The organism is Microbacterium sp. F1-18, from assembly GCF_052921305.1.
The window spans coordinates 636,052-661,938 of record NZ_JBREVD010000002.1 but is presented as its reverse complement, the minus strand read 5'-3'; the positions used below and the strand labels follow the sequence as shown (position 1 = coordinate 661,938).

The following is a 25,887-nucleotide window of genomic DNA, read 5'->3' as shown; positions in this document are numbered from 1 at the left end:
CGGATGTTTCCGGGATGTTACGCCACCGGCCCCGTTTAGGCTGGACAGGTGCCCGAACCCCTGCGCGAGAACACCTATCCCGGCGAGCGGTTGGGGCGTCCCGAGCACGGCCCCGGCAGCGTCGGCCGTCTCGGACGACGGCTGGCGGCCCTCGTGATCGACTATGCGGCGGCGACGCTGCTCGCGACCGCGTTCCTCGGCTTCGACCAGTTCGCTCTTCCGGGTGAGGCCGGGGTGACCCAGTTCGCGCCGATCACTGTTTTCGCAGCGCTGCAGGTCATCTTCATCCCGCTGATCGGGGGTAGCCCGGGTCATCGCATCGTCGGCCTGCGTCTCGAGCTCCTGCACGGCGGATGGACGGGCCTGTGGCGTCCGATCGTACGGACGCTGCTCCTCGTGCTGGTGATCCCTGCGGTGGTGTTCGATCCCGATCAGCGAGGACTCCACGACAAGGCGGCCGGCACGATCCTCGTCCGCGCCTGACTCAACAGGCCTCCGGGGGCGGGGCGCTCAGCGTGGGCGCTGGGCGCGCGCCTTCATCGGGTCGACGCCCTTCGGGATCGGCAGCGAGGTCACCGACTGCGACACCGACTCGATGCGCTTGATGACGGCGGCCATCGTCGTCCGGTCGATCGCCTTGGGCAGCGCCTTGATGGTGGGGGCGAGTTTGGCGATGGGCACCTCGTCCTCGCCGTGTCCGACATAGAGGACGTGGATCGGCACTCCCGAGGCGACGCGCTTGACCTTGCTGCGCTCGTCGTTGATGAGTCGCGTCAGACGCCCGCGGGCGCCCTCCCCGATGATGACGACGCCGCCGCGGCCGACGGCCCGGTACACAGCCTCCTGCGTCTTGGGGTTGACGCCGACCGGCATCTCCGAGGCCTGCCACTTGCGGCCGAGGTTGGTCGAGATGATGTGTCCCGTCGCACCCGGCATCCCGTCGATGCGCTTGTACATCGCGCGCGTGGCCAGCCGCGTCATGGTGATCATGGCGCCGAGGATGCCGAAGAGCAGTCCCGTGACACCCCAGAGGATGACGCTCCAGATCGCGCCCGGCGGGATGAGGAAGCCCACCAGGACGCCCAGGCCGATGCCGACCACCACGATGCCGATGAGCAACCACGGCAGCCAGCTGTAGTACTCCTTGGTGAAGGTGAACAGGGAGCGGAGCTGGGAGAAGAATCCGGGGCGCTTCTCGGGTGCGGTGCTGCGGGACGACATGCTCACAGCCTACCTTTTCGGTCGCCCCGTTCCGCCTGCACAACCGGCCGGGAACGGCGGTCGTCCACACGTCTGTGTGAACCGGGCCGAGCCGTGGCGCGACCGCGCCACGCTGGCAGGATGAACGCCCTCCCCGTCGTCGACCTGCCCGGCCCACTCAGACACGTGTCTCCGCCCGAGGCGCCCTATCCCGGCGAGATCCTCGCCTCGCGCAGCGGCACCTCGTACCGTGTCGCGGCGTCGTCCGTGCCGCAGGAGCTATGGTCTGCGGTCCCGGGCTGTCACCTTCTCGCGCCCGACGACGTCGACCGGGTCGCGGACGCGACCGTCGTGATCCTGCCGCTCGTCAGCGCGCGCCTCTGCGGCGGCTCGACCTCGTTCGACCTCACTCCCGGTCAAGCGGTGACGCTCGCGGTGAGCGTCCTGCGCGGGGCGGTGGACGCCGCGAGATCGGAATGGCGCGAGGGGGAGTGGTGGTCGACGAGCGATGGGCGCCCCGTCCTCATCCCGACCGGCACGCGGGCGTGGGACGTCTCTTCGCGGATCGTGCTCGACCGCATCCCGGACGCGGCGATCGCGCGCGCGTTGCGCGATCGAGTCGTCGAGGCCCTGGCGGATCGCGTCACGTTGCCGTTCGCGGCGCCCACGCTCGAGGATGATCTGTTCGGGCTGGCCACGCCGGAGCCGTTCGTGCCGGGGGCGCCGGGTGCCGCTCGGCCCCTGCCGTCGCGTCCATCCGAAGACGACTCGCCGTCGGCGTCCATCGTGACGACTGCCGCGTCGGGACTCGTCGACGGCGACGTCATGAAGCGGGTCATGGCAGCGGCAGCGGGGGTGCGCGCGGAGATCCGCCGTGCGGCGGGCGGCCTCGTGCGGCGGTGGGGCCGGCCGGCGACGGGCGCTGCACGCCTCGCCGGCAGGCGACGTGTGATGTGGGTCGCCCTCGGTGCGGTGGCTGCGACTCTCGTCGTGGGGTTCTCGCTGCCCCACGATGCGGACGCCGACGCACGAACCGTCTCGCACGAGCGGCGTACGGAAGAGCCGACGCCGTCGGCGAGGCCGCAGGGCTTTGCCCTCGACGAGGCGACCATCCCCGCCACAGGTGCCGAGACGCGTCCAGCCGAGCCGGCCGCTCGTATCATCGACGAACTCGCGGACTGCTGGCGGGCGGACGAACCGACGTGCCGTGCGTCACTGCTCGAGCGAGCGGATGCCGCGCTCCCCGACGGCATCGCGACAGCCGACGCTCCGCGCGAGGTGCGCGTGCTCGACGACCTGGGTGGGGTCGAGGTCGTGCGTGTCGACGATCCTTCCGGACGGCGTCCCGCTCAGGTGGTCGTGGTCGTCGCTCATGACGAGAAAAGGCTGGTCCGCGACGTGTACGACGTCGCGGACCAGCCGTGAGGTGAGTGGCTCAGCCGATCAGTAGCCGAGGTTCCCCTCGAACTGAGCGCCCTCGAGGCGTGCCTTCATCGCGCTCAGGAAGCGCGCTGCGTCGGCGCCGTCGATGGTGCGGTGGTCGTACGAGAGCGCGAGGTACACGTACGAGCGCACCGAGATCGCGTCCTTGCCGTCGACCGTCACGACGCCGGGGCGCTTGTAGACGATGCCGGTACCGAGGATCGCCGACTGCGGAAGGAACACCACGGGGGTGTCGAACAGCGCGCCACGCGAGCCGGTGTTCGTGATCGTGAACGTGCCGCCTGCGAGCTCGTCGGGCTTCAGCTTGTTGTCACGCGTGCGTGCAGCGAGGTCCGCGATGTCCTGAGCGATCTGGGCCAGGTTCTTCGAGCCCGCGTCGCGCAGCACGGGCGTGAGCAGTCCGCGCTCGGTGTCGACCGCGATCGAGATGTTCTCCGTGGCGGGGTAGACGATCTCTTCACCGTCGACCGTGGAGTTCACGATCGGGAAGGTCTGAAGCGCCTCGGCGGCGGCAAGGGCGAAGAAGGGCAGGAACGACAGCTTCGCCCCGGTCTTCTCGTTGAAGTCGACCTTCACCTTGTCGCGGAACGCCGACAGCTTGGTGACATCCACCTCGACGACGGTCGTCAGCTGAGCGGTCTGCTGCATCGACTCGACCGCGCGCTTGGCGAGGACCTTGCGCAGACGAGACATCGGAGCGCGCGTGCCGCGAAGCTCCGAGACCTCGACCTGGGCAGGCGCGGCGGCGGACTCGGCGGGAGCCGCGGCGGGCTGGGCCGATGCGGCCTCAGCAGCCTTCAGGACGTCTTCCTTGCGGATGCGCCCGCCGACGCCGCTGCCCTTGATCGAGGCCAGGTCGACGCCCTGCTGCTGCGCGAGACGACGCACGAGCGGGGTCACGTAGGTGACGCCCTCGTTGTCGGAAGGAGCTGCTTCCGCGGTCGGAGCTGCGGAGGCGGGAGCCGGCTGGTGTGCGGGTGCCGGCGCCGACTGCGGGGCAGGTGCCTCGGCCGGTGCAGCGGGCTTTTCGGGCTCGGGTGCGGGTGCGGCCTCGGCTGCGGGTGCGGCCGGTGCCTCGGCCGCGGGGGCCGGAGCACCCGAACCGATGCGAGCGAGTGCGGAACCGACCTCGACGGTCTCGTCCTCCTGGACGAGGATCTCGACGAGCGTGCCGGCGAAGGGCGCGGGGATCTCAGTGTCGACCTTGTCGGTCGAGATCTCGAGGAGCGGCTCGTCGACGGCGACGTCGTCGCCGATCTGCTTGAGCCAGCGGGTGACGGTGCCCTCGGTGACGCTCTCGCCGAGCTCGGGGAGCACGACATCCTTCGCGTCGCCGGACGCTGCCGGAGCGGCCTCCGACTGCTGCGGTGCGGACTCCGTCGGCGCCTCGGCGGCCGGGGCCTCCTGCGCGGGGGCGGGTGCCTCTTCGGCCGGAGCCTGCTCGGACGGGGCGTCGCTGGAGGGCGCTCCCGAACCGTCGCCGATCTTCGCCAGGACGGCGCCGACCTCGACGGTCTCGTCCTCCTGCACGAGGATCTCTTCGATGACGCCGCTCACGGGCGACGGAATCTCGGTGTCCACCTTGTCGGTGGAGATCTCGAGAAGACCCTCGTCTTCCTGGATGGTGTCACCGACCTTCTTGAGCCAGCGGGTCACCGTTCCCTCGGTGACGCTCTCTCCGAGCGCGGGGAGGACCACGGAAGTGCTCATGAATCTGTCTCCTTCAAGAAATGCCGATGTCTTTCTAGCTTACTGATCTGCATCGGTCGACCGGTCAGAGCGCATGCAGCGGTTTGCCCGCCAGCGCCAGGAATGCTTCTCCGAGAGCTTCGCTCTGGGTCGGATGGGCGTGGATGAATGGTGCGATGTCCTCGGGGTGGGCTTCCCAGCCCACGGCGAGCTGACCTTCGGTGATGAGTTCGCCGACACGGTCGCCGGCGAGGTGCACCCCGAGAATGGGGCCGTCGAGACGGCGAACGACCTTGACGAGGCCGGCTGTGCCGAGGATCTCGCTCTTTCCGTTTCCCGCGAGGTTGTACTCGCGGACGACGACGGCATCGCCGTGCGCGGCGCGTGCCTGCTCTTCGGTCAGACCGACCGAGGCGACCTCGGGGCTGCTGTAGGTCACACGGGGAACGAGGCTGTCGGGGATGACAGTCGGACGCAGCCCCGCGATCTCCTCGGCGACGAAGATGCCCTGCTGGAAGCTGCGGTGGGCGAGCTGCAGTCCGGGCACGATATCGCCGACGGCCCACACGTGTGCGCGCGTCGTGCGAAGGCGCTCGTCGACGCGGACGAAGCCGCGGTCGAGCTCGACGCCCGCATCCTCGAAACCGAGGTCGGCGGTCGCCGGGCCGCGGCCGACCGCGACGAGCAAGACGTCGGCGTCGAGGACGGTCCCGTCCTCGAGCGAGACTCGGACGCCGTCCGCTCGCGACTCGGCGTCGCTGAACCGCACGCCCGTGCGCGAGGCGATGCCGCGCTTGCGGAACGCTCGTTCGAGGGCTTTGCTCATCGCGGCGTCCTCGGCCGGCAGCAACCGGTCGAGCGCCTCGATGATCGTCACCTCGGCGCCGAAGGAACGCCAGATGCTGGCGAATTCGACCCCGATGACGCCGCCGCCGAGGATGACGGCATGCCGCGGCACCGTGGGGAGCGCGAGGGCACCCTCGCTCGTGATGATCCGGTCGGAGAGCTCGAGACCGGGCAACGATCGGCTGTACGAACCGGTGGCCAGCACGACGTCCGTGCCGCGGTAGCGATCGTCGCCGACGACCACGCCGCCGTCAGCGTCGAGACGGCCCTCGCCGTGAACGACGGTGATCTTCCGCGCTGCGATCAGTCCTTCGAGACCTTTGTGCTTCTTCGCCACGATGCCCTCGCGGTACGCGTGGACGGCGGCGACGTCGATTCCTTCGAACGCGGCGCGGACGCCGACGTGGTCCGAGCCCCGGACGTTGTCGGCGACCTCGGCGGAGTGCAGCAGCGCCTTCGTGGGGATGCAGCCGCGGTGCAGGCACGTGCCGCCGAGCTTGTCCTTCTCGATGAGAACGACCGACGACCCGAGCTCGGCGGCGCGGAGCGCCGTGGCGTAGCCCCCGCTGCCACCACCGAGGATGACCAGATCGGCGCTGTGATCGCTCATCGCTGCGGTCCTCGCAGGAACTCAACGAGCGAGCGGACGGTCGCGGCGGTCGGCCCCTTGTCGGTTCCGCCGAAGGCCGCCTTCGTGGTGCCAGACCCGGCGATGTCGAGATGGACCCACGGGATGCGGGGTGCGTCCTCGTCCTCGCCGGTACGGCCGACGAAGCGTTGCAGGAACAGTCCGGCGAACAGCGAACCGCCGGCGGGGTCGCCGATCTTCGCGTTCTGCATGTCGGCGATCGGGGAGTCGAGCTCGTCCTCCATGTGTGCCGGGAGCGGCAGCTGCCACGCGGCCTCACCCGCGCGCTCCGCGGCCGCCAGGTAATCGGCGACGGCATCGTCGTCGCCCATGACGCCGGTGTGCCGGTTTCCGAGGGCGACGATGATCGCGCCGGTCAGGGTCGCCACGTCGACGATCGCGTCCGGCCGCGTACGGCTGGCGGCGACGAGGCCGTCCGCGAGGACGAGGCGCCCCTCCGCGTCGGTGTTCAACACCTCAACGGTCGTCCCGTCGAGCATCCGGAGCACGTCACCGGGGCGCGTCGCGCGGCCCGAGGGCATGTTGTCGGCCACGCACAGCCACGCCGACACGCGCACGGGGAGGGCGAGAGCGGCGGCCGCCTGCACGACCGCCAGCACCGTTGCGGCGCCGGCCATGTCGTACTTCATGCCGACCATGCTCGCGGGCGGCTTGAGCGAGAGACCGCCCGTATCGAACGTGATGCCCTTGCCGACCAGAGCTACGTGGCGCTCGGCCCCGGCGGGGGAGTACTCCACGCGGACGACGCGCGGCGGACGGTCCGAGCCCTGCCCGACGCCGAGGACACCGCCGAACCCCTGCCGCTCGAGCTCTTCTTCGTCGAGCACCTCGACCTCGATCGGCAGCCCTGCGACCGCCTCGATCGCACGCTCCGCCAGATCGGCAGGCGAGAGCCACTCGGCGGGGGTGCTGACGAGGTCCTTCACGAGAGCGAGCGAGCGTCCGAGGGCGTTCACCCCGGCGACCTCGTCGGCGGACGGCGTGGCGGGCGAGTGGATCGTGACCCGATCCGCCCGTGATTTCGGCGTGCCGCCCTTGTATCCCGCGAAGCGGTATCCGCCGATGGCGGCGCCCTCGGCGAGGGAGCCCCAGGCGTCGGCGGCCGCCAGCGGTGCGGCGACGGCGAGCGACGCGAACCCGGTGGTCACGCGCACCGCTGTGCCGATGGCGTCGCGGAGCGCATGGTCGTCGGGTTCGGACCCGGTCCCGACGACCACGACGGGCTTCGACGACACGGCGGGCAGGAACACGCGGTGGACTGATCCTCGCGCACCGGTGAAGCCGACGGCGGCGAGCATCGCGGCGATGCCCGGCCAGTCGGCGACGTCGGCCTGCTCGTCGAGCGGCGGCAGTGCGAGGACCAGAGCGTCGGCGTCGGATTCGGTGACGGGCGCGCTGGTGTGCGCGATCTCGGGGAACGGCATCCTCCCATCCTAGGTTCGCGCGTCGCGGGCGTTCGCTGACAGCGAGGGGCGAGCCGCCTCCGGGCGAGGATGCGCCTCGTAGAGTTGGAGCATGCCGCTGTCCGGACCGCTCTACGCACGTGCCGCCGGGTCTCCTCCCGTCCCCGCGGGACTGCCGCTCGTCATCGCGCTGACCGGGTTCACCGACGCCGGAGGCGCCGTCTCCCGCATCGTGGAGTACTTCCGCGGCGAGCTCGATCCCACGACGGTCGTCGCCTTCGACAACGACGTGCTGTTCGACTACCGCGCACGCCGACCGATCGTCACCTTCGACGAGGACCACCTCACCGATTACCGCGCGCCGCGCTTGGAGCTATCGCTCGCGCACGACTCGCTCGGTCAGCCGTTCGTGCTCCTCGCGGGCTACGAACCCGATTTCGCCTGGGAGGCCTTCGCCGAGACCGTCGTGGGCCTCGCCGAGGGGATGCAGGTCGCCTCGATCACCTGGGTGCACGCCATCCCGATGCCCGTGCCGCACACGCGGCCGATCGGCGCGACGGTCAGCGGTACCCGTTCGGAGCTGACGGCGGCGCATTCGGTGTGGCAGCCCCGCACCCAGATCCCCGCCACCGCGGGTCACCTGCTCGAGCTCCGGCTCGCCGAAGCGGATGCGCGCGTCGCAGGCTTCGCGCTGCTCGTGCCGCACTACCTCGGCGACACCGAGTACCCCGCGGCCGCCATCGCCGGTCTCGACAGCCTCAGCGTCGCGACCGGTCTCGTCTTCGACAGCGACACCCTCCGCAACGAGAACCGCGACTACCTCGACAAGGTCGAGGACCAGGTCTCGGGCAGCGAAGAGCTGACGACGATGCTCCACACCCTCGAAGAGCGCTACGACTCGTACATGGCGGCCTCGGCTCTCGGACAGCCCATCATCCATACGGGTGATCTTCCGAGTGCGGATGAGCTCGCCGCCGAGCTCGAACGGTTCCTCGCGTCGCGCCCCCCGGGCGACGACGACAAGCGCGGCCGCTCCTGATCTCCCCAGCTCTCTGCTCACGTCGCCACGAGTGGAGGGAATGCGTCACGCCCGGTCGGCGTTCTCATAGGAATGAATGCTTGCGCAGGAACAGCGCACGAGATATGAGACAATGAAGGACCTGACCCGTTGTCGATCCTGTGCTCCTCGTTCGTTCGAGTGGCGGGGGACTTGACAAGGGTCTTACTAGTGTCCGAGAACCCGGTGCGTTCGCACCGGTGAGAGGCTAACCGTGACGTCAGGCACGAAGACCACCCGCACCCGCGCGAGCGAGGACACCGAACTCGTCGAGGACGCGCCCGCCACCGCTGCGAAGGCTGCGCCCAAGAGCGCCGCGAAGAAGGCGCCCGCCAAGAAGACCGCGGCCAAGAAGGCTGCGCCCGCGAAGGCCTCCAAGGCCAAGGCCAAGGCCGACGACGAAGAGATGGACGACGAGGACGTCGAGGTCGACGTCGAGGTCGACGCCGAAGACGCCTCGGAAGACGCCGCCCCCGCAGACGCCGCGAAGGCGGACGACGACGAAGACGACGACGAGCCGAAGAAGCCCGCCGTCACCGAGGCCCTCCCCACGGGTGCCATCGTCATCTCGTCGAGCGACGAGGAAGATGTCCCCGTCTACTCGACGCAGATCACCGGCGCGACCGCCGACCCGGTCAAGGACTACCTCAAGCAGATCGGCAAGGTTCCGCTGCTGAACGCGGCCGAAGAGGTCGAGCTCGCGATGCGCATCGAGGCCGGCCTGTTCGCCGAAGAGAAGCTGTCGCACATGTCGGCTGCCGAGAAGTCGAACCAGCTCGGTCTCGACCTGCAGTGGGTCGCGCGCGATGGCCAGCGAGCCAAGAGCCACCTCCTCGGCGCGAACCTCCGTCTGGTCGTCTCGCTCGCCAAGCGCTACACGGGTCGTGGCATGCAGTTCCTCGACCTGATCCAGGAGGGCAACCTCGGCCTCATCCGTGCGGTTGAGAAGTTCGACTACACCAAGGGCTTCAAGTTCTCGACGTACGCGACGTGGTGGATCCGTCAGGCCATCACCCGCGCGATGGCCGACCAGGCGCGCACCATCCGTATCCCGGTCCACATGGTCGAGGTCATCAACAAGCTCGCCCGCGTGCAGCGCCAGATGCTCCAGGACCTGGGCCGCGAGCCCACGCCCGAAGAGCTGAGCCGCGAGCTCGACATGACGCCCGAGAAGGTCATCGAGGTGCAGAAGTACGGCCGTGAGCCGATCTCGCTGCACACTCCGCTCGGTGAAGACGGCGACAGCGAGTTCGGTGACCTGATCGAGGACACCGAGGCGGTCGTCCCGGCCGACGCGGTCGGCTTCACGATGCTGCAGCGCCAGCTCGAGTCGCTCCTGGACTCGCTGAGCGAGCGCGAGGCGGGCGTCATCCGCATGCGCTTCGGCCTCGGTGACGGTCAGCCCAAGACGCTCGATCAGATCGGCGACACCTTCGGCGTCACGCGCGAGCGCATCCGCCAGATCGAGTCGAAGACGATGGCGAAGCTGCGCCACCCGTCGCGTTCGCAGTCGCTCCGGGACTACCTCGAGTGACCGGCACCGCCAACGAGGGCAAGGCTCTCGAGGTCGTCGTCGACGGCACCTCCTACGCGCGGATCCCGATCCGCACTCGCGTGGTGATGCCCGGCGACGATCTCGACGCCGTCATCTCGGAGTATGCCGCGCCCACCGTGCAGCCGGGCGATCTGCTGTTCGTCACCGAGAAGATCGTGGCGATCACACAGGGTCGCTCCTACACGCTCGATGAGATCAGCGTGCGTCCGCTCGCGAGGTTCCTGTCGAAGTACGTGACCCGCACCCCCTACGGAATCGGCCTCGGCATGCCCGAGACGATGGAGATGGCGCTTCGCGAGTGCGGCACGCCGCGCATCCTGTTCGCCGCGGCTGTCAGCGCCGTCACGAAGCTCTTCGGCCGACGCGGCGACTTCTACCGCGTCGCGGGAGACAAGGCGCGCGCGATCGACGGCCCGACCTCCGGCACGATCCCTCCGTACAACAAGGCGGTCGTCCTCGGGCCGACCGATCCTCGGGGTGTCGCTGCGCGCGTCAAGTCACAGCTCGGTGGTATCGCTGAGGTGGCCGTCGTCGACATCAACGACATCGGCGGCAACATCCTCGGATCGACGCTCGACAAGGCCGGAGAGCAGCGGCTCGTGCGGATCCTGCGCGACAACCCGCTGGGTCAGGGCCACGAGTCGACGCCGCTCGGTGTCATCCGCGAGGTCTGACATGGGCGCGGTGAATCGGCTCTACCGGCGTGCGCGCTTCTTCGTCCGGCGTGTCGTGTCGTTCGACCGCGAGCGCGTGCTGCAGTTCGCCCGCCAGTCCGCCGCGCTCTCGAAGGCGCCGGTCTGGTGGGTCGCCGCCGACATGGCGTGGTGCGCGGTCCGTTATGAGACGACGTTCGAGAACTACTCCGAGTGGGACTTCCGCATCCTCAAGGCTCGCGAGCGCCGGACGTACATGACCGACCCGAAGTCGTTCCACCTGTCGCGGCGTCTCAACGACAACTCGGTGCGCGGTGTCTTCGACGACAAGCTCCAGTTCGCGCACCGGTTCGGCGACGAGCTCGGACGCGCGTGGCTCGACGTCGCCGCTTCCGACACCGCGGCCCTCGCCGCGTTCCTCGACGGTCGCGACCGCGTCATCACGAAGAACCCCGGGGGAGTCGGCGGCAACGGCATCACGATGCGCGAGGTCGCCTCGATCGATGATGTCGCCGCGCTCCGCGAGGAACTCCTCGCTTCGGGCGAGACGCTCGTCGAGGAGGTGCTGGTCCAGCATCCGGAGATGGCGCGCCTCTATCCGGGCAGCGTCAACTCGCTGCGCGTCGTGACCTATCGCGATCCCGACGACGTCGTGCATGTCCTCGCTGCGGTCCTCAAGGTGGGCAACGGCGGAGTCATCGACAACTTCTCCAACGGCGGCATGTACACGATGCTCGACGATGCCGGTCGGGCTCTGCACGCGGCGAGCGACGAAGAAGGTCGTCCTTTCGAGACGCACCCGATCACCGGGGTGCCCATCACGGGTTACCAGGTTCCGTTGTACCCGCAGGTCCTCGAGCTCGTCGATCGCCTCGCCCGGCGGGTTCCGGAGATGCCGTACATCGGCTGGGACATCGCGATCACCCCCGAGCGACCCGTCGTGATCGAGGGCAATCACAACACGGGTGTGTTCCAATCGAAGCCGTCGGTATCGGGCATCAGGCGCGGGCTGCTTCCGCGATACCGCGCTGCCATGCGCTTCTGAGCGTCTGCTGATCCGCAACCGGAACACCGAGAACACGGAGAGAACGAGCAATGGGTCGATCACGCGTCCGGCTGGGCTACCTCCTCGACCGCGCCCGCAACGTCCGGGTCGGCAATCTCGTCGAGTTCGGCCGGCAGGTGCAGAAGGTGTCGAAGGCGCCGCTGCCGGTGATCATCGCCGACATGCTGTGGTGCTCCGTCAAGTACGACATGGGTTTCCGCGATTACGCGGTGTGGGACATCCGTCTGCTCAACGCCCGTGAACGTGCGACCTGGATGACGCACCCGAAGTCGTTCCGCATCACGCGCATGCACAACACCCCAGAGGGCCGGGCGAAGCTCGAGGACAAGCGCCGCTTCGCTCGCGAGTACGCCGACCTGCTCGGGCGCGAGACGCTCGATCTGCGGGATGTCGACGACGCCGAGCTCGGCGCGTTCCTCGCCCGCCATCCCAAGGTGCTCGCCAAGCCGCTCGACGGCCACGGCGGCGGTGGGATCACTCTGCACGAGAACGTGACGGATGCCGCCGCGTTCCGAGCCGAGGCGACGGCAGCGGGTCAGTCCATCGTCGATGAGTTCATCGTTCAGCACCCCGAGATGGCCTCGCTCTACCCCGACAGCGTCAACACGGTCCGGATGATCACGTTCCTCACCCCGGAGGGCGATGTCCGACTCCTCGCCGGCGTGCTGCGGATCGGCAACGGCGACGTCATCGACAACTTCGCCTCCGGCGGTATGTTCACGATGCTCGATGAGCACGGCGTCGCGCTCTACCCGGGGGTCGACAAGAACTCCAACGTCTACCGTGAACACCCGGTCACGGGTACCGAGATCGTCGGGTTCACGGTTCCGTTGTTCGACCAGGTGCTGGCTCTCACCGAGCAGCTCGCCCGCCGTACCCCGGAAGCGCCCTACGTCGGCTGGGACCTCGCGATCACGCCGAACGGACCGGTCGTCATCGAGGGCAACCACAACTCGAGCGTGTTCCAGCCCAAGCCCTCCGCCTCCGGCGTGCGCACCGGCCTGCTCCCCGTCTACCAGGCGGCCGTCGGCTTCTGATCCGCGACCGGGCGCGCGCAGCACCCGGCAACGCGAAAGCCCCGAGCGCGATGCTCGGGGCTTTCGTCGTGGAGCCGGCCTCAGCCGGCGGCGACCAGGCGAGAGGTCTCGTCGTGCCAGCTGGTGGCGACGGCGCGGAGCTTCTCCTCGTACTTGCGGCCGTGGTGTGCGCAGAAGAGCAGTTCGCTGCCGTTCACCTCTGCGGCGATGTAAGCCTGCGCGCCGCACGAGTCGCAGCGATCGGCCGCAGTCAGGCGGTGGTCGAGGACGGCGGTGCTCTCGGAAGTGTTCGTGGTCATAATGGGTGCCTCCTCGGTCGATCGGGTCGTGCAACTGAGTGCCTTCGATACAACCACGACCAGCCGGGGGTATGCCCCATTTGACGATCATTTCGCTCAGCGCGTACGCTCACCGCGCGCACGTCGGCCCGGGTCCGCTCTGCGCGCGTGTGTCCTCCCCGCCGTGTCCGCACCCGCGGATACGCTTGGAGATCGTGACTGCTGAGTATTCCGCCCACCACCTCCAGGTGCTCGAAGGGCTCGAGGCCGTCCGCAAACGCCCCGGCATGTACATCGGGTCGACCGACTCCCGGGGCCTCATGCACTGCCTCTGGGAGATCATCGACAACTCCGTCGACGAGGCCCTCGGCGGTTACGGTTCGCGCATCGACATCGTCCTCCATGCCGACGGCAGCGTCGAGGTACGCGATCGTGCCCGCGGCATCCCCGTCGACGTAGAGCCCCGTACCGGACTGACAGGCGTCGAGGTCGTTTTCACCAAGCTGCACGCCGGCGGCAAGTTCGGCGGCGGTTCCTACGCCGCGTCGGGCGGACTCCACGGTGTCGGCGCGTCGGTCGTGAACGCCCTCTCCGTGCGCCTCGACGTCGAGGTCGACCGTGCCGGCAAGACCTATGCCATGTCGTTCCACCGCGGCGAGCCCGGACTCTTCGCCGGTGACACACCGGATTCGGAGTTCACCCCGTTCGAGCGCGCGTCCGAGCTGCGCGTGGTCGGGAAGGCGCCCCGCGGTACGACCGGTACCCGCATCCGCTATTGGGCCGACCGTCAGATCTTCACGAAGGACGCCGCCTTCCACCTCGAAGAGCTCGTGCAGCGGGCACGGCAGACGGCGTTCCTCGTGCCCGGCCTCGAGATCGTCATCGTCGACGAGCGCGGCGAGGAGCGCGTCGAGACGAGCTACCGGTTCGACGGCGGCATCTCGGAGTTCGCCGAGTTCCTCGCGCCCGACGCGCCGATCACCGACACCTGGCGGCTGACGGGTTCGGGTACCTTCACCGAGACCGTTCCGGTGCTCCAGGCCAACGGCGCGATGGTGCCGACCGAGGTCGAGCGCTCGTGCGAGGTCGACATCGCGCTGCGCTGGGGCACGAGCTACGAGACCGTGACCCGGTCATTCGTGAACATCATCGCCACGCCCAAGGGCGGAACCCATCAGCAGGGCTTCGAGCAGGGTCTGATGAAGGTCATCCGCAGCCAGGTCGAGCAGAACGCACGGCGCCTGAAGGTCGGCAACGACAAGCTCGAGAAGGACGACATCCTCGCCGGGCTCACCGCGGTGCTGACGGTGCGGCTCCCCGAGCCCCAGTTCGAGGGGCAGACCAAGGAGATCCTCGGAACCCCGGCGGTGCGGCAGATCGTCGCCTCGGTGGTCACCAGCGAGCTGAGTGCGCTGTTCTCCTCCACGAAGCGCGACGACAAGGCGCAGACGGGGCAGCTGCTCGAAAAGGTCGTCTCCGAGATGAAGGCGCGCATCTCGGCGCGCACCCACAAGGAGACCCAGCGACGCAAGACGGCTCTCGAGTCGTCGTCGCTGCCGGCGAAGCTGGCCGACTGCCGCAGCAACGATGTCGCCGAGTCCGAGCTCTTCATCGTGGAGGGCGACTCGGCGCTCGGCACCGCCAAGCACGCTCGCAACAGCGAGTACCAGGCACTCCTCCCCATCCGTGGCAAGATCCTCAACGTCCAGAAGGCGTCGGTGAGCGACATGCTCTCCAACGCCGAGTGCGCCGCCATCATCCAGGTGATCGGTGCGGGCTCCGGGCGCTCGTTCGATCTGAGCGCCGCGCGCTACGGCAAGGTGATCCTGATGAGCGACGCCGACGTCGACGGTGCGCACATCCGCACGCTGCTGCTCACGCTGTTCTTCCGGTACATGCGGCCCTTGATCGAGGAGGGCCGGGTGTTCGCCGCGGTTCCTCCGCTTCATCGCGTCGTCGTCGTGAATCCGGGGTCGAAGCCCAACGAGACGATCTACACGTACTCCGAGGCCGAGCTCCACGCGCTGCTCGCAAAGCTGCGCAAGTCGGGCCGGAAGTGGCAGGAACCGGTGCAGCGATACAAGGGCCTCGGCGAGATGGACGCCGATCAGCTGGCGACGACCACGATGGACCGCGCCGGGCGCACGCTCCGCCGGGTCCGCGTCGAGGATGCCGACGCGGCCAATGCCGTCTTCGAGCTGCTCATGGGCAACGAGGTCGCCCCGCGCCGCGACTTCATCGTCACCTCGAGCGATCGCCTCTCGCGCGAGGCCATCGACGCCTGAGCGCCGCGCACCGGTCCGCGACGGCGGACGCGCGCGCGAGGTTCGGAGAATGCCGCGGATGTCGGAGCTGGCCCGGCTTTCGGTCCGAGATACGTGACATTCTCCGACGTTCGCCGCGGGAATCGTTCGACTCAGGCGATGACGGTGCCGACCGCGCCGATGACGCCGTCGAGGGGCTGGCCCGACGCGTCACGCTTCGCGCCGACCTCGGGGAGAGTCCGGGTCGCGCCGTCGGTGCCGACCGCGCGGGGTGAGTCTCCCACCCACGCGAGCGTCAAGGTGTCCTCGCCGCGAAGGAATCGCTGCGCACGGACACCGCCGGTCGCGCGTCCCTTCGGGGGGAACTCCGCGAAGGCCGAGACCTTGCCGCTACCGGCATCGGCGCCGGCGAGAGACTGCGTCGACCCCGCGATCGTGACGACGACGGTGTCCTCGGATGCCGTCACCGCGGTGAACGCGATGACGCGCTCTCCGTCCGCGACGCGGACACCCGCCATGCCGCCGGCAGCCCGGCCCTGCGGGCGCACGGCTGCGGCGTCGAACCGCAGCAGCTGAGCGTCGGAGGTGACGAAGACCAGCTCGGTGCCGTCCGGAGCAGGCGCAGCCCCCACGACGCGGTCGCCGGGCTTGAGCGAGATGATCTCGGCGTCGGGCTTGCCGGGCGCGAGCTCCGTGGCCGCGAAGCGCTTGACGATGCCCTGCGCCGTGCCGATCGCGATGGGAGGCTCGGCGGTCAACGGCACGATCGCGACGACGTGCTCGCCGGCACCGAGGCCGAGGTACTGGTCGGCCTTCGACCCGGCCGCGAGCTGAACGCTGTTGCCGGGGACCGACGGCAGGTCGACGGGGGAGAAGCGGACGAGACGCCCCGTGCTCGTGACGGCGCCGAGGTCGCCGCGCACCGTCGCATCGACGGCCGAACGGATCGCGTCGTGCTTGCTCCGCCGGGCGGGCGGAACGATGCCGCTGCTCAGCAGATCCTCGCCGAGCTCGGCTCGCACCATCCGGCCGGTCGCGGACAGGAAGACGCGGCACGGAGCGTCGGCGATCTGCAGATCGGCGCCCGCCTTCTTTCCCGAGCGTGCGGTGACGGGGCCGCCGTTGAGGAGCAGGGTACGCCGGGGCGTGCCGTAGGTCTCAGCCGCGGCCTCGAGTTCGCGGGCGACCTGGGCGCGCAGCAGCACGTCGCTCGCGAGAAGCTCCTCGAGGTGCGCGATCTCGGCCTTCAGCTGATCGCGCTCGGTCTCGAGCTCGATGCGGGAGAACTTCGTCAGTCGACGCAGGCGCAGTTCGAGGATGTACTCGGCCTGCGGCTGGGAGAGGTCGAAGACGTCCATCAGGCGTCCGCGGGCCTGCTCGCCGTCGTCGGACGTGCGGATGACCTGGATGACCTCGTCGATGTCGAGGATCGCGATCAGCAGGCCCTCGACGAGGTGCAGGCGTTCCTGCTTGCGGGCCAGGCGGTAGCGGCTGCGCCGCGTGACGACCTCGATGCGGTGGTCGAGGTAGACGCGCAGGAGTTCTTTGAGTCCGAGTGTCTGAGGCTGGCCGTCGACGAGCGCGACGTTGTTGATGCCGAACGAGTCCTCGAGCGGGGTCAACCGGTAGAGCTGCTCGAGCACCGCGTTCGGGTCGAACCCGGTCTTGATCGTGATGACGAGGCGCAGCCCGTGATTGCGGTCGGTGAAGTCCTGGACGTCGGAGATGCCGGTCAGCTTCTTCGCGTTGACGGCATCCTTGATCTTCTCGATGATGCGCTCCGGGCCGACCATGTAGGGCAGCTCGGTCACGACGAGACCGGTGCGCCGCGGTCCGAGCGACTCGACCGAGACCTTCGCGCGGGTGCGGAAGGTGCCGCGGCCGTTGGTGTAGGCATCCTTGATGCCGTCGAGGCCGACGATCACGCCGCCGCCGGGCAGGTCCGGGCCCGGCACGAACTCCATGAGATCGTCGAGCGTCGCATCGGGGTTCTCGAGCAGGTGCACGGCCGCTGACACGACCTCGATGAGGTTGTGCGGGGCCATGTTCGTCGCCATGCCGACGGCGATGCCGGTCGTTCCATTGACGAGGAGGTTGGGATAGGCCGCTGGCAGCACCGCGGGCTGCTGGAACTGACCGTCGTAGTTCGGGATGAAGTCGACGACGTCCTCGTCGAGGTTCTCGGTGAGGGCGAGCGCCGAGGGAGCCAGTCGGGCTTCGGTGTAGCGGGCCGCGGCGGGACCGTCGTCGAGCGAGCCGAAGTTGCCGTGTCCGTCGACCAGGGGCACCCGGAGCGCGAAGTCCTGCGCGAGCCGGACGAGTGCGTCGTAGATCGCCGAATCGCCGTGCGGGTGGAGCTTACCCATGACCTCGCCCACGACGCGGGCGCTCTTGACGTGCCCCTTATCGGGTCGGAGGCCCATGTCGGCCATCTGGAACAGGATGCGCCGCTGCACGGGCTTCAAACCGTCGCGCGCGTCGGGCAGTGCCCGCGAGTAGATGACCGAGTAGGCGTACTCGAGGAATGATCCCTGCATCTCCGCCGAGACGTCGACGTCCTCGATGCGCTCCGGCTGGTCGGGGACGGGTGAAGCGGTGCGGGATGCGGCCATGAAGCTGTTCGGACCTCGATCGGGGATGGGAGTGCGGATGCCGTCTGTGCGAGACTGTCCGCGATGCCCTCAAGCCTACCGACCGACCCGCCCACGGCCCGGAGCCTCACCGGTGTGCTGCCGCAGCTGATCGCGTCCATGTCGGGTCGACCCGACTGGTTCATGCCCGCCCGCTCGGCGATCGTCATCGTCGCCGACGGGCTCGGTCGCGGCAATCTCGTGCAGCGGGCGGCCTACGCCCGATTCCTCTCCGAGCGGATGACCAAGCGAGACGCCGCACGCACCGTCTTCCCGGCGACGACGGCGGCGGCGCTGACCAGTCTCTTCACGGGGGTGCTCCCGGGGGAGCACGGCATCGTCGGCTACCGCGTGAGGGTGCCGGGTACGGCATCCGCTCCGAACCAGCTCACCGGATGGGAGGAGGACGGCCTCGACCCGCATGCGTGGCAGCGTTCTCAGCCCGTGTTCGAGCGCGAGGCGGCGAGCGGGAGGCGGAGTTTCGTCGTGAGCCGTGCGCAGTACGCCGCCACCGGCTTCACCGCGGCGACCGTCCGCGGTGCCGAGTTCGTCGCGGCATCGGGAATCGGCGAGCGTCTCGCCCTGGCGGAGGCGCTCGCGGGAGCGCACGAGGGCGCGCTCGTCTACGTCTACATCCCGGAGCTCGACATCATCGGGCACGCGCACGGCTGGGAGAGCGACCGCTGGGCCGCGCAGCTCGAAACGCTCGATGGTGAGCTCCGCCGGTGGGATCATCAGCTGGCATCGGGCATCGGCGCCGTGCTGACGGCTGACCACGGCATGATCGACGTCCCGGCGCACCGCCACGTGCTGCTCCGCGACGGCGACGAGCTGCTCGACGAGGTCGAGCTCGTCGCGGGCGAGCCGCGCATGCTCCACCTCTATACGGTGGAGGGATCCGTCGAGCGTGTGGCGGCGCGATGGCGTGAGTCGGAATCCGGCCGGTCATGGGTGATGACCCGCGACGAGGCGGTCGAGGCCGGGCTCTTCGGTGCGGTGGACCCGGCGGTGGTCCCGCGTATCGGCGACGTCCTCGTCGCGGCGCGCTCGGGCGTCGCGTACTACGACGACCGTCTCGCAGACAAGAAGCCGCAGCGGATGATCGGGCAGCACGGCTCGCTCACCGATCAGGAGCGCATCGTCCCCCTGGTCCGTTTCGGCGCCTTCGCCTGACCGTTCAGGCGAGAGCGTTCAGGCGTCTTCGCTGCGCGCGCCGAAGACGATCTCGTCCCACGACGGCATCGACGTGCGGCCGCCGCGGCGGCGCGTCTCCGGTGCCGCATCCTCATTCGAGTCGTCCGCGGTGGGCGTCTCCGGCTCGGGGGCGGGGTCGGCGGGCTCGCGATAACCGGGCTCGAGCGCATCGAACAACGCGACCGGTGTGCGCTCACGGGTCTCCGTGCCGCGATCGTCGCCGGGCATCGGCTCGCGCTGACCACGGCGCCGGCGGAGAGCCTCGAGCAGATCGGCGGTCTCGGACGAGGTCACGACGGGCTCGGGTGCGCGCTTGATGGCGGCATCCTTCGCACTCGTGCTGCGCAGAGCGCCGGACGGAGCGGCCTCCGGCTCGGCGGCAGCATGCCGCGGACCGAACGCGCCGCTGTCGAACCGCGAGTCGTCCTTCGCCTGCGGGGTGTCGAGGGCGCGCAGTCGAGGAATCAGCCCCTCGGGCAGCGATCCCTGCCGCGACAGCTGGGTCGCATCGGAGTTGAGGGGAGCGAGCGACGAACGCCGCGGGTCGAAGGACCACCGCGCGTCGTGCTCGACCTCGTCGACGGTGAACTCGAGCTTCACGATCCAGCCGTCGGGCTCGCGCCAGCTGCTCCACCGCTCGCCGGCGGCACCCGCCTCGGCGAGCTTCGTGCGCACGGCGGTGCCGAAGGTCGGCTGCGCGTCGGGCTCGAGCTCACCTGCGATGAGGACCGGTACCGCGAGCGCCTGCCCGACGATGTGCTCGCGCTCGGCGATGATCGGCCGCTCGTATCGCACGACATCCTCGACCCGGATGCCGAGGAGGGTGGCGACATCCGCGGCGCTCATGCCGGCCCGGATGTGCGACTGGATCTCGCGCGGGCTGGGGCGGGGCGCGCGCGGTTCGTCCGCCGGGCGAGCGCGGCGCAGTTGTGCGCGCAGCGTCTCGTTCACCGGCAACGCGAAGCGCTCCCCGGACTCGGTGGCGAGGACGAGGATGCCCTCCTCGGTCCCGATGACCTTGAGCTGTTCCATGCGCAGAACCCTCCCAGCGATACGTGTGCCGTCATGGTGTCACAGGCATCCGGGGACCGCGGGAATATCCGGGGCGCGCCGTCGGTTTCGGGGGGCGAACCGGTCATCCGCATCCGTTCCCGGAAGGATCTTCCGCGACGTTTTGCGAAATGCGCGCCGGTCATGCAAACTATCGCCGCCCCACTCGGCGCGGCAACCGGCAACACCTGGAAGTAGAGGCCTTTCGACATGGCTACGGATTACGACGCACCCCGCAAGACCGAGGACGACAGCGAGTCGATCGAGGCCCTGAAGGAGCGCGTGCCCGACAAGTCGTCGGGCTCGATCGACAACGAGGACGCCGACAACCCGTCGGGCTTCGAGCTTCCCGGGGCGGATCTCTCGGACCTCGAGCTCGACGTCGTCGTCCTTCCCCCGCAAGAGGACGAGTTCACGTGCATGGAGTGCTTCCTCGTGAAGCACCGCACGCAGATCGACCACGAGACCAAGGTCGGCGCGATCTGCACCGAGTGCGCCGCCTGACGACCACGACTCTCGCTGACCCTCGACGCTCCGGCGCCGGGGGTCAGTCTTTTGCGCTGGGCGATGCTTCGGGAGCGGGGGAGCCGGCTGCGGCGCGGGCGCTCCGGATCACCGCGGCGACCCGGACCGGTGTCCTGGACGAGAACACCCAATGCGTGACGGGGTCGTCCTCGTCCTCGACGGCGACACGGACCACCCCGTCGATGCCGCCCCGCAGCAGGTGCCAGGACGCCGGCGACAGGCCGGGCCCGCGCGCCTGTCGCGCGTCGTCTCCGGTCAGGGTCTCGATCTCGCCGAGATAGCCGAGCTCGATGTTCGCGCGGCCGACGCGGAGCCGGCCGTCGGAGATCTCGATCACGGGTGACATCGCGATGAGGCCGGCGACGACGAGGGCGCCGACGGCGATGCCTGAGAGCAGCCCGACGACCGAGTCGAGCGGGGCGAGCACGAGCGCGACCATGGGACCGCAGACGGCAGCGCTCACGAGTGCCCACAGCGAGGGGCTCAGGCGCTCGCGATAGCGCGCGGTGGGCGGGGTGGCGGGGGCGGAACTGTGCATTAGCCTCGTGGGGTGACCGAATCCGTGGACGTCCCCATTATCGCCGCGAACGTTCCCGTGTACGCCCACCCGGGGGATGCCGGAGCAGATCTCGTCTCCACCGAGTCGGTGCGGCTCGCACCCGGGCAGCGCGCGCTCGTGGCAACCGGCGTGCGCATCGCCCTGCCCGAGGGGTTCGCAGCCTTCGTGGTTCCTCGCAGCGGGCTCGCCGCGAAGCACGGGATCACCGTGGTGAACTCGCCGGGAACGGTCGATGCCGGCTACCGCGGCGAGATCAAGGTCACCCTCCTGAACACCGACACGTCCGAGGCCTACGACATCGAGCCGGGTGATCGCATCGCGCAGGTGATCGTCATGCCGGTCACCCGGGCCCGTTTCATCCCCGTCGACGCTCTCCCCGAGAGCGTTCGCGGCGAGGGCGGGTTCGGCTCGACCGGCTACCAGAAGACAGGAGCATCCGCATGAGCGACGACGCGAAGTCCGCACCCGCCGACCGCGCCACGGCCGGACCGTTCGACGAGTCCGAGGCCAACCCGGTCCGGCCCTACATCGACCTCGGCGGCATCAAGGTGCTGCCCCGCGAGGGCCTGAACCTGCGCCTCGAGGTGGAGGAGCAGACCAAGCGCATCGTGGCCGTCGGTCTCGATTACGCCGGGTCGACGCTGCAGGTGCAGCCGTTCGCGGCGCCTCGCTCGACGGGCCTGTGGGAGGAGACGCGCGAGCAGATCCGCCAGCAGGTGCGGCAGCAGGGCGGCCGTGTCGAGGAGCGCGAGGGACCGCTCGGTCCCGAGCTGCTGGCTGAGGTCCCGGTGATCGCCGGGGCGGAGGGCAGCGGCAAGCGCCTCGCGCGGTTCGTCGGCGTCGACGGTCCGCGCTGGTTCCTCCGCGGGGTCATCGGCGGCGCGGCCACGAACGACGTCGAGGCAGCCGCGCAGGTCGAAGACCTGTTCCGGTCGCTCGTGGTGGTGCGCGGGGGGTCCCCGATGCCGCCACGCGACCTCATCCCGCTGAAGATGCCGGCGACCCCCGGCTCGGCGTGAACCGCGACGAACGGGCCGACGCCGCGTCCGAACGCTCCGTCGACCTGACTCCGCCGGAGCCCGCGCCCCCCGCGTCGGGTGTCCTGGGGGCGGCACTCGGCGAGGCCGCCCGCAAGGCGGGTTTCGATCCCGAGACGAACGCCACGACGGGGGGAGTCGTGTGGCGTGCGATGGGCGGATTCCGCGGCATCGTCGAAGCGGTCCTGCCGGGCCTCGTGTTCATCGTGGTGTTCACGCTGACGACCGACCCCGAGACGCGCGAGGCGAACCTCTGGTTGTCGCTCGGTCTGTCGGTGGGTGTCGCCGCCGCATTCACTCTTCTGCGCCTCATTCAGCGGGGCCCCGCCAGCGCGGCCTTCGGCGGTCTCGTCGCCACCGCTGCAGCCGCGGGCCTCGCGCTGTGGACGGGGCGTGGCCAGGACAACTTCATCCCGGGGCTGATCACCAACGCCGCCTACGGCACGGCCTTCCTCGTCTCGGCTCTGATCGGGTGGTCGCTCATCGGCCTCGCGGCCGGATTCCTCATGAACGAGGGAATCGCGTGGCGCAGCGACAAGCGCAAGCGCCGTGTCTACTTCTGGCTCGCCATCGCGTGGGCGGCACTGTTCTACCTCCGCCTCGCCGTGCAGCTGCCGCTGTACTTCGCCGACGAGGTCGCCGCCCTCGGCACGTTGAAGCTCGTCATGGGGCTTCCGCTGTTCGCGCCGCTGGCAGCCGTCACCTGGCTCGCCGTGCGCGCGCTCTATAAGCAGCGCGCCGAGTGATACATTTATCTTGACGTCAAGATAAATTTCCCCCGATCCGACTAAGGGTCGCCTCACTAGATCGACCGGTGCGGCGAGGGGATGATGGGACAGTGCGCGCGAGCGTGCGGCCCGCCGATGAAGGAGAGCAGACGTGTCCACTGTTGACAGCTTCGGAGCCAAGAGCACCCTGACGGTCGGCAGCACCGACTACGAGATCTTCCGGATCGACACGGTCGAGGGTTACGACCGACTTCCCTTCAGCCTCAAGGTGCTGCTCGAGAACCTCTTGCGCACCGAGGACGGCGCGAACGTGACGCAGGAGCAGATCCGCGCCCTGGGTTCGTGGGACGCCTCGGCTGAGCCCGACACCGAGATCCAGTTCACCCCGGCCCGCGTCGTCATGCAGGACTTCACCGGCGTGCCCTGCATCGTCGACCTCGCCACGATGCGCGAGGCGGTCACGGCGCTCGGCGGCGACCCGAATCGCATCAACCCGCTCTCGCCCGCCGAGATGGTCATCGACCACTCCGTCATCGCCGACCTCTTCGGCAGCGAGAACGCGCTCGAGCGCAACGTCGAGATCGAGTACGAGCGCAACGGCGAGCGATACCAGTTCCTGCGCTGGGGCCAGGGCGCGTTCGACGACTTCAAGGTCGTCCCGCCGGGCACCGGCATCGTGCACCAGGTGAACATCGAGCACCTCGCCAAGGTCATCTACGACCGCAACGTCGACGGCGTCCTCCGCGCGTACCCCGACACCTGCGTCGGCACCGACTCGCACACCACGATGGTCAACGGTCTGGGCGTCCTGGGCTGGGGCGTCGGCGGTATCGAGGCAGAGGCCGCGATGCTGGGTCAGCCCGTCTCGATGCTCATCCCGCGGGTGGTGGGCTTCAAGCTCACCGGCGAGATCCCCGCGGGCGTCACCGCGACCGACGTCGTCCTGACCATCACCGACATGCTCCGCAAGCACGGCGTGGTCGGCAAGTTCGTCGAGTTCTACGGTGCCGGCGTCGGCTCGGTCCCGCTGGCCAACCGCGCCACGATCGGCAACATGAGCCCGGAGTTCGGCTCGACGGCCGCGATGTTCCCCATCGACGATGTCACCCTCGAGTACCTGCGTCTGACCGGTCGCGACGAGCAGACCGTGGCGCTCGTCGAGGCATACGCGAAGGCGCAGTCGCTGTGGCACGACCCCGCGAACGAGGCGACCTACAGCGAGTACATGGAGCTCGACCTCTCGACGGTCGTCCCCTCGATCGCGGGCCCGAAGCGGCCGCAGGACCGCATCCTCCTGTCGGAGTCGAAGGAGCAGTTCGCGAAGGACATCCTCAACTACGCGACGACCGCCGACGAGCCGGTCGAGGTCGAGGGCACGTTCCCCGCATCCGACCCGGGCAACGGACCCGGCGTCGAGCACGAGACCCTCTCGGACGACACCGTCTCGCACCAGCACGACCACGCGCACGCGGGCTTGCTCTCGAGCGGTGCGCCCCACGCGGCGTCCAACCCGGTGAAGGTGACGCAGCCGTCCGGCGAGAGCTACATGCTCGACAACGGTGCGGTCACCCTCGCGGCGATCACCTCGTGCACCAACACCTCGAACCCGTCGGTCATGATCGCCGCGGGGCTGCTGGCCCGCAAGGCATCGGAGCGCGGGCTCACCCGCAAGCCGTGGGTCAAGACCACGCTCGGCCCGGGGTCGAAGGTCGTCACCGACTACTACGAGAAGTCGGGCCTCGACAAGGACCTCGAGAACCTCGGCTTCTACACCGTCGGCTACGGCTGCACGATCTGCATCGGAAACTCCGGACCGCTGATCGAAGAGGTCTCGGCCGCGATCAACGAGAACGACCTCGCCGTCACCGCGGTGCTCTCGGGTAACCGCAACTTCGAGGGTCGCATCAGCCCCGACGTGAAGATGAACTACCTCGCCTCGCCGCCGCTGGTCGTCGCTTACGCCCTGGCCGGGTCGATGAACTTCGACTTCGAGACCGACGCTCTCGGCAAGGACTCGGACGGCAACGACGTCTTCCTCAAGGACATCTGGCCCGCTCCCGACGAGGTCCAGGAGATCATCGACTCGTCGATCTCGCGCGAGCAGTTCATCAAGCAGTACGCCACCGTCTTCGACGGCGACGAGCGCTGGAAGAACCTGCCCACGCCCACCGGCCCCGTCTTCGAGTGGGACGAGAACTCGACTTACGTCCGCAAGGCGCCGTACTTCGACGGCATGCAGATGGAGCTGACCCCGGTCGCCGACATCACCGGCGCGCGAGTCATGGCTACTCTCGGCGACTCCGTGACGACCGACCACATCAGCCCGGCGGGAAACATCAAGGCGGGCACTCCGGCGGCGCAGTACCTCACCGAGCACGGCGTGGCGCAGAAGGACTTCAACTCCTACGGCTCGCGTCGTGGCAACCACGAGGTCATGATCCGCGGCACCTTCGCCAACATCCGCCTGAAGAACGAGCTCACGGCAGCGGTCAACGACGGCAAGGTCGTCGAGGGCGGTTACACGCGTGACTTCACCCAGGAGGGCGGCCCGCAGTCGTACATCTACGACGCGAGCCAGAACTACCAGGCGCAGGGCACTCCGCTGGTGATCTTCGGCGGCAAGGAGTACGGCTCGGGCTCGTCGCGTGACTGGGCCGCCAAGGGCACCAACCTGCTCGGCGTGAAGGCCGTCATCACCGAGAGCTTCGAGCGCATCCACCGCTCGAACCTCATCGGCATGGGCGTCGTTCCCCTGCAGTTCCCGGCGGGAGAGAGCTGGAAGTCGCTCGGACTCGACGGCACCGAGGTCATCTCGATCACGGGCCTCGAGCAGCTCAACGACGGCGTCACCCCCAAGACGGTGAAGGTGGTGGCCGAGCCGAGCGAGTTCTCGCCCGAGGGCAAGCAGACCGTCGAGTTCGACGCGATCGTCCGCATCGACACCCCCGGTGAGGCGGACTACTACCGCAACGGCGGCATCCTCCAGTACGTGCTGCGCTCGCTCGTCTGAGCCTGCCAGCCGCG

22 protein-coding genes are annotated in these 25,887 nt (G+C 69.1%); 14 read left to right on the top strand and 8 right to left on the bottom strand.

Annotation, left to right across the window (positions count from 1 at the left end; genetic code table 11):
* Nucleotides 1–48 precede the first annotated feature (48 nt).
* Nucleotides 49–483, top strand: coding sequence for an RDD family protein (locus ACU6RU_RS07380; protein ID WP_259455196.1), 435 nt, complete (start codon nt 49–51; stop codon nt 481–483).
* A gap of 27 nt (nt 484–510) precedes the next feature.
* On the opposite strand, the gene ACU6RU_RS07375 is transcribed toward ACU6RU_RS07380, so the two are convergent.
* Nucleotides 511–1,221 carry a DUF4191 domain-containing protein gene (locus ACU6RU_RS07375; protein WP_120264329.1) on the bottom strand — a complete coding sequence of 237 codons (711 nt, stop codon included), beginning with the start codon at nt 1,219–1,221 and terminating at the stop codon, nt 511–513.
* A 120-nt stretch (nt 1,222–1,341) separates the two neighbouring features.
* On the opposite strand from ACU6RU_RS07375, the gene ACU6RU_RS07370 reads away from it, so the two are divergent.
* Nucleotides 1,342–2,625, top strand: a complete 1,284-nt coding sequence (locus tag ACU6RU_RS07370) for a hypothetical protein (protein ID WP_446726225.1) — start codon at nt 1,342–1,344, stop codon at nt 2,623–2,625.
* 18 nt (nt 2,626–2,643) lie between these two features.
* Here the strand turns inward: ACU6RU_RS07370 and sucB are convergent, their stop codons facing one another.
* From sucB to ACU6RU_RS07355, 3 genes are all read right to left on the bottom strand, one after another.
* Nucleotides 2,644–4,353 (bottom strand): 2-oxoglutarate dehydrogenase, E2 component, dihydrolipoamide succinyltransferase, encoded by a 1,710-nt coding sequence (sucB, locus tag ACU6RU_RS07365; protein ID WP_289331277.1) that lies wholly within the window; start codon nt 4,351–4,353, stop codon nt 2,644–2,646.
* Between the two features lie 64 nt (nt 4,354–4,417).
* Nucleotides 4,418–5,788 carry a dihydrolipoyl dehydrogenase gene (gene lpdA, locus ACU6RU_RS07360; protein WP_120262872.1) on the bottom strand — a complete coding sequence of 457 codons (1,371 nt, stop codon included), beginning with the start codon at nt 5,786–5,788 and terminating at the stop codon, nt 4,418–4,420.
* Nucleotides 5,785–7,251, bottom strand: coding sequence for a leucyl aminopeptidase (locus tag ACU6RU_RS07355; protein WP_446726224.1), 1,467 nt, complete (start codon nt 7,249–7,251; stop codon nt 5,785–5,787). The genes lpdA and ACU6RU_RS07355 overlap by 4 nt, the downstream gene beginning before the upstream one ends.
* A 91-nt stretch (nt 7,252–7,342) precedes the next feature.
* On the opposite strand from ACU6RU_RS07355, the gene ACU6RU_RS07350 reads away from it, so the two are divergent.
* The 5 genes from ACU6RU_RS07350 to ACU6RU_RS07330 all read left to right on the top strand — a co-directional run bounded on the left by ACU6RU_RS07350 (nt 7,343) and on the right by ACU6RU_RS07330 (nt 12,598).
* On the top strand, nt 7,343–8,269 hold the full coding sequence (locus ACU6RU_RS07350; protein WP_289331280.1) for a proteasome assembly chaperone family protein: 927 nt from the start codon (nt 7,343–7,345) through the stop codon (nt 8,267–8,269).
* Between the two features lie 232 nt (nt 8,270–8,501).
* Nucleotides 8,502–9,821, top strand: a complete 1,320-nt coding sequence (locus ACU6RU_RS07345; RefSeq protein WP_446726223.1) for an RNA polymerase sigma factor — start codon at nt 8,502–8,504, stop codon at nt 9,819–9,821.
* The gene (locus ACU6RU_RS07340; protein WP_120262868.1) at nt 9,818–10,516 is read left to right on the top strand and encodes a coenzyme F420-0:L-glutamate ligase; all 699 of its coding nucleotides are present in this window, start codon (nt 9,818–9,820) and stop codon (nt 10,514–10,516) included. Before ACU6RU_RS07345 ends, ACU6RU_RS07340 begins: the two co-directional genes overlap by 4 nt.
* Before the next feature lies 1 nt (nt 10,517).
* Nucleotides 10,518–11,540, top strand: coding sequence for a sugar-transfer associated ATP-grasp domain-containing protein (locus tag ACU6RU_RS07335; protein WP_120262867.1), 1,023 nt, complete (start codon nt 10,518–10,520; stop codon nt 11,538–11,540).
* Nucleotides 11,541–11,590: 50 nt separating this feature from the next.
* The gene (locus tag ACU6RU_RS07330; RefSeq protein WP_120262866.1) at nt 11,591–12,598 is read left to right on the top strand and encodes a sugar-transfer associated ATP-grasp domain-containing protein; all 1,008 of its coding nucleotides are present in this window, start codon (nt 11,591–11,593) and stop codon (nt 12,596–12,598) included.
* Between the two features lie 80 nt (nt 12,599–12,678).
* On the opposite strand, the gene ACU6RU_RS07325 is transcribed toward ACU6RU_RS07330, so the two are convergent.
* Nucleotides 12,679–12,897 carry a DUF7455 domain-containing protein gene (locus ACU6RU_RS07325; protein WP_023951321.1) on the bottom strand — a complete coding sequence of 73 codons (219 nt, stop codon included), beginning with the start codon at nt 12,895–12,897 and terminating at the stop codon, nt 12,679–12,681.
* A gap of 194 nt (nt 12,898–13,091) precedes the next feature.
* Between ACU6RU_RS07325 and ACU6RU_RS07320 the strand changes: the two genes are divergently transcribed.
* The gene (locus ACU6RU_RS07320) at nt 13,092–15,161 is read left to right on the top strand and encodes a DNA gyrase/topoisomerase IV subunit B (protein WP_446726222.1); all 2,070 of its coding nucleotides are present in this window, start codon (nt 13,092–13,094) and stop codon (nt 15,159–15,161) included.
* 131 nt (nt 15,162–15,292) lie between these two features.
* Here the strand turns inward: ACU6RU_RS07320 and ACU6RU_RS07315 are convergent, their stop codons facing one another.
* Nucleotides 15,293–17,752 (bottom strand): DNA gyrase/topoisomerase IV subunit A, encoded by a 2,460-nt coding sequence (locus ACU6RU_RS07315; RefSeq protein WP_446726221.1) that lies wholly within the window; start codon nt 17,750–17,752, stop codon nt 15,293–15,295.
* 63 nt (nt 17,753–17,815) lie between these two features.
* On the opposite strand from ACU6RU_RS07315, the gene ACU6RU_RS07310 reads away from it, so the two are divergent.
* Complete coding sequence (locus tag ACU6RU_RS07310) at nt 17,816–18,943, top strand: alkaline phosphatase family protein (RefSeq protein WP_446726220.1); 1,128 nt, start codon at nt 17,816–17,818, stop codon at nt 18,941–18,943.
* An 18-nt stretch (nt 18,944–18,961) separates the two neighbouring features.
* On the opposite strand, the gene sepH is transcribed toward ACU6RU_RS07310, so the two are convergent.
* The gene (gene sepH, locus ACU6RU_RS07305; RefSeq protein WP_120262863.1) at nt 18,962–19,996 is read right to left on the bottom strand and encodes a septation protein SepH; all 1,035 of its coding nucleotides are present in this window, start codon (nt 19,994–19,996) and stop codon (nt 18,962–18,964) included.
* A gap of 228 nt (nt 19,997–20,224) precedes the next feature.
* Between sepH and ACU6RU_RS07300 the strand changes: the two genes are divergently transcribed.
* Nucleotides 20,225–20,518 carry a DUF4193 domain-containing protein gene (locus tag ACU6RU_RS07300; RefSeq protein WP_023951316.1) on the top strand — a complete coding sequence of 98 codons (294 nt, stop codon included), beginning with the start codon at nt 20,225–20,227 and terminating at the stop codon, nt 20,516–20,518.
* 43 nt (nt 20,519–20,561) lie between these two features.
* Here ACU6RU_RS07300 and ACU6RU_RS07295 read toward each other — a convergent pair whose 3' ends face one another.
* Nucleotides 20,562–21,077 (bottom strand): DUF3093 domain-containing protein, encoded by a 516-nt coding sequence (locus ACU6RU_RS07295; protein WP_446726219.1) that lies wholly within the window; start codon nt 21,075–21,077, stop codon nt 20,562–20,564.
* 12 nt (nt 21,078–21,089) lie between these two features.
* Between ACU6RU_RS07295 and dut the strand changes: the two genes are divergently transcribed.
* The 4 genes from dut to ACU6RU_RS07275 all read left to right on the top strand — a co-directional run bounded on the left by dut (nt 21,090) and on the right by ACU6RU_RS07275 (nt 25,873).
* On the top strand, nt 21,090–21,542 hold the full coding sequence (gene dut, locus ACU6RU_RS07290; protein ID WP_446726218.1) for a dUTP diphosphatase: 453 nt from the start codon (nt 21,090–21,092) through the stop codon (nt 21,540–21,542).
* Nucleotides 21,539–22,117 (top strand): DUF3710 domain-containing protein, encoded by a 579-nt coding sequence (locus ACU6RU_RS07285; protein WP_446726217.1) that lies wholly within the window; start codon nt 21,539–21,541, stop codon nt 22,115–22,117. Before dut ends, ACU6RU_RS07285 begins: the two co-directional genes overlap by 4 nt.
* Entirely contained in the window at nt 22,114–22,881 is a 768-nt protein-coding gene (locus tag ACU6RU_RS07280) for a DUF3159 domain-containing protein (RefSeq protein ID WP_446726216.1), read from the top strand. The genes ACU6RU_RS07285 and ACU6RU_RS07280 overlap by 4 nt, the downstream gene beginning before the upstream one ends.
* A 133-nt stretch (nt 22,882–23,014) precedes the next feature.
* Nucleotides 23,015–25,873, top strand: a complete 2,859-nt coding sequence (locus ACU6RU_RS07275; protein ID WP_446726215.1) for an aconitate hydratase — start codon at nt 23,015–23,017, stop codon at nt 25,871–25,873.
* The last annotated feature ends 14 nt before the right edge of the window (nt 25,874–25,887 follow it).